Source organism: Prochlorococcus sp. ALOHA_ZT_50, assembly GCF_022447305.1.
In the GTDB taxonomy this organism is placed as follows: domain Bacteria; phylum Cyanobacteriota; class Cyanobacteriia; order PCC-6307; family Cyanobiaceae; genus Prochlorococcus_A.
Map to the genome: position 1 here is coordinate 1 of NZ_JAKVCI010000053.1, position 3,493 is coordinate 3,493.

Annotated in this window: 5 protein-coding genes; 2 read left to right on the forward strand and 3 right to left on the reverse strand. The window is 28.1% G+C overall.

Annotation, left to right across the window (positions count from 1 at the left end):
• On the reverse strand, positions 1-1,006 hold a 1,006-nt coding region (locus MK115_RS09015; RefSeq protein WP_287610870.1), incomplete at its 3' end, for a tRNA nucleotidyltransferase/poly(A) polymerase-related protein.
• A gap of 14 nt (positions 1,007-1,020) precedes the next feature.
• Here MK115_RS09015 and MK115_RS09020 point away from each other — a divergent pair.
• Positions 1,021-1,272 (forward strand): Ycf34 family protein, encoded by a 252-nt coding sequence (locus tag MK115_RS09020; protein WP_011817632.1) that lies wholly within the window; start codon positions 1,021-1,023, stop codon positions 1,270-1,272.
• Between the two features lie 9 nt (positions 1,273-1,281).
• The gene (locus MK115_RS09025) at positions 1,282-1,935 is read left to right on the forward strand and encodes a molecular chaperone (protein WP_287610872.1); all 654 of its coding nucleotides are present in this window, start codon (positions 1,282-1,284) and stop codon (positions 1,933-1,935) included.
• A gap of 4 nt (positions 1,936-1,939) precedes the next feature.
• Here MK115_RS09025 and MK115_RS09030 read toward each other — a convergent pair whose 3' ends face one another.
• Together MK115_RS09030 and fabD are read right to left on the reverse strand one after the other, a co-directional pair.
• Positions 1,940-2,560: a lysophospholipid acyltransferase family protein gene (locus tag MK115_RS09030; RefSeq protein ID WP_287610874.1), complete on the reverse strand. Its 621-nt coding sequence runs from the start codon at positions 2,558-2,560 to the stop codon at positions 1,940-1,942.
• A gap of 5 nt (positions 2,561-2,565) precedes the next feature.
• Entirely contained in the window at positions 2,566-3,462 is an 897-nt protein-coding gene (gene fabD / locus MK115_RS09035) for an ACP S-malonyltransferase (RefSeq protein ID WP_287610876.1), read from the reverse strand.
• Positions 3,463-3,493 lie beyond the last annotated feature (31 nt).

Below are 3,493 nucleotides of genomic sequence, written 5' to 3' on the forward strand. Positions count from 1 at the left end.
ATCTACGGAGCCAATTTAATCGTAAGTTTTGAGGTAAATGAAAAATAAATGTTGGAAGAAACATCTCTAATTCTTTATGTAATGCAAATCTATCTGATTCAGACAATTGAGCGATATTTTTTTTCTCCAACAAAAAGTGCCATTTTCGTAATAACTTTGTTTTTTCAATTTCAGCTTTACTAAATTTAAGTTTCTCCAAAGATAAAACATCTAAAATTTGAGCAATAAAAAATGATGGTAAAAATTTTTCTTTTTCTTCCTGATTAAGTTCTGCATAATTAATTTTCTCTAAATCCAAAAAAAAAGAATCTTCAAATAAATTTTCAGTATCAAATATATTTAATTTTTTTATCAACAATACTGCATCAAGAGCATTTGCTCCATTTACTATTTTCTGTATTTCATAAGTAATTCTCTCTTTTGCGACAAGATATAAGTTCCCTTTATTTTTTTTTATAAAATCAACTAATCTTAAATCAATTTTAAAATTCAATTCTGAAACAAATCGAAAACATCTTAATATTCGTAAAGGATCATTTAGTAAATTGTTTTCAGAATGAGTTCTAAGCAAAGAAATCTCTAGATCTTTAAGACCATTTAATGGATCAAACAAACACTTCTTATCAAATAAAAAAGCAATTGAATTAATCGAAAAGTCTCTAGAACATAAATCTCCTTCTATCGTAGATGAAACCTGATTAGCAATATCAATATAAATATTATTAAGAATAATTCTTACTACTTCTCTTTTTTCATCTAAAATTATAAATTTTGATCCAATATTATCTGCAATCTTTTTCCCAATTTCAATTGCATTTAAAGGTACCACAATATCAACATCTACCTTTTCAGTTTCTCTTCCCAAAATAATATCTCTTATATAACCACCAACCAAATATGATCCTTTAGGTAAAAAACCTAATATTAAATCCAAATTATGAAATTTTATACTTGTTTCTAATTCATCAATTATTAGTGTATGATCTGTGTGAATGCTACTTTTCATTTTATTTATTAATTATGTGCATTTGCATCAACTGTAAATGGGTTGATAGATGTATCACATATCATGATGTTGAGAATAATCATGGTGTTGATCATATTTGTGATCTACCTGATTTTAAAGCAAAAAAACCATTCATTCATGTCAATATAGTTAAAGATAATAATGGTGATTATAAAACTGATTGGGATGTTCAATCTTGTGAAAGTTTTGAAAATGAATTTGGTAAATGGTCTAAGTGTAATCCAGGTATGGAATTACCTGTTTAAAGGTAATAGATGACAAATAAACTCAAACAAAGAGAAAATTACCCTATATTAGTGATCTACAGCACAGACAATTCTTTTGGCTTTGGTTATAGAAAAAACAATAACCTTGAATCTGATGAATTATTTATCAAAAAATTTGATAATGACCTTTGCAACAACTTAATTAATGATCTTAACAAATTCATTTCCAAAGAAAATTTACAAAAAATAAATAAGTTATCTGTCAGCATAGGGCCAGCAAATTTTAATGCTTCACGACTTATTGTAGTTTTAGCAAGAACTATCTCACAACAAATAAATTGTCCTCTAGACAGTTTTAGTTCATTTGAAATAATGGCAAAAAGAATTGCATCAAAAAATAATATCTTTACAAACAAAAAATCATTCTGGATTTTCAAAAATTTAAAACGTAAGGGTTTTATTGCAGGTAAATATGAAATTTGTGGTAACGAAAAAAACTCCTCGGATCTAATCATTCGAGAAACAATTTTACCAAAAGTTGTCAAAGAACTTGATAGTAAAGAACTTTCTTTTGAAGCTACTTATGATGATAAAAAAGATTTGAAAGAACTATTAGATTTATCAAATAAAAATTTATTAAATTCAAATGTAGATTCCTGGAGAAAAGTTTTGCCTCTTTACCCTATTTCTCCAATTAACTAAATATTCATCCAATCAAATTATTAATTTTATCTTGAAGGTGCATTGTTACAGAATTCAGATCATCTCTTGATGAACTTTGTGGAGGTTGAACAGGTTTTCCCACTTTAATAACTATTTTTGAAAACAAAGGAATAAAGAATTTAAATCTTATTAGTCTATGAGAATTAACTATTGCAACAGGCAATAATAATTTTTGATTTTTAAAGGCTAATAATGCTGCACCTTGTTTGGGCTTATTCACTCGACCATTTTTTTGACGAGTGCCATCAATAAAAATTCCAATACAATTATCATTTGATAATTTTTTACATGCTGTTTTAATTGTATTTTTATCAGCAATTCCTCTTTTTACAGGATACGCTCCACAAGCCTTGATAATAAAGCCAAGAAAAGGAATTTTAAAAAGCTCTGCCTTGGCCATAAAAGATATATTACGTCCAAGGGCATGTCCTAACAAAGGAGGGTCAAGTAAAGAACCATGATTAGAAACCATGATAAAGGAATCTTTTTGCGGAATATTGTCTCTACCTATTAAATGACCTTTAAATACAAATTTATAAATAGGAAATACAAAAAGCTTGCTAACTAATTCATAGATTAATTTTTGAATAGTATGATTTTTCATACAAATTAATAAGATATTTGATCAGAAGATGAAACTTGAGAAATTTTTACATCTTTAAGATGTCTTTTTCCTAAACCGCTTAGTACATTAGAAGGGCCAATTTCAACAATATGAAGATCACTATCTTTTGCCATTAAATCCATAGTTTCTCGCCACCTCACTCCATTACACATTTGCTTTTCTAATCTAATTTTAAGCTCGTTTGGATCACTACAAAGTGAAGGTTCATAATTACTTATTACTGGGAAAGAAGGATTTTTAAACTTAATCTGTTTTAAATACTCAGAAAATTTAACTGCAGGCTCATCCATGAATGGTGAATGGAATGCACCTGAAACATTTAATTTTAGGAATCTTTTACAAGAAATTTCTTTCGATAAATTGTCTAACTCTTCATTAGATCCTGATAAGACAACTTGGGAAGAGCTATTATCATTAGCAATTACAACATCTTCACTTTTTTTGACTAATAAATCAAGTTCATTTCTATCAAAACCAATTACTGCTGCCATAGATCCTTTCCCAGCATTTACCATTAATTGAGATCTTACTTTTATTAGTGATACGCAGTCTTCGAATGAAAAAACATCCGCACAATATAATGCAGTTATTTCTCCCAGACTATGCCCAGCAACATAAGTTGGTTTAAAACCATTTTCTTTTAAGGCATCTAATAAAATTGATTCAACCAAAAAAAGACAGATTTGTGTATTTCTTGTATTATTCAAATCACTAAGAGGATTTGTTGGATCAGAATTTAACTCACAAATTTCAAATAAATTTCTCTCAAATATCTCAGATGCATACCTAAACCTCTCTTTTGTATTTGGCAAATTTTCAATTTGTTTTGCCATTCCAATTTTCTGCGAACCTTGTCCAGGGAATACCCATGCTACTTTCATAATTTTTCCTATTTTGTTTTTAGCCCCATTT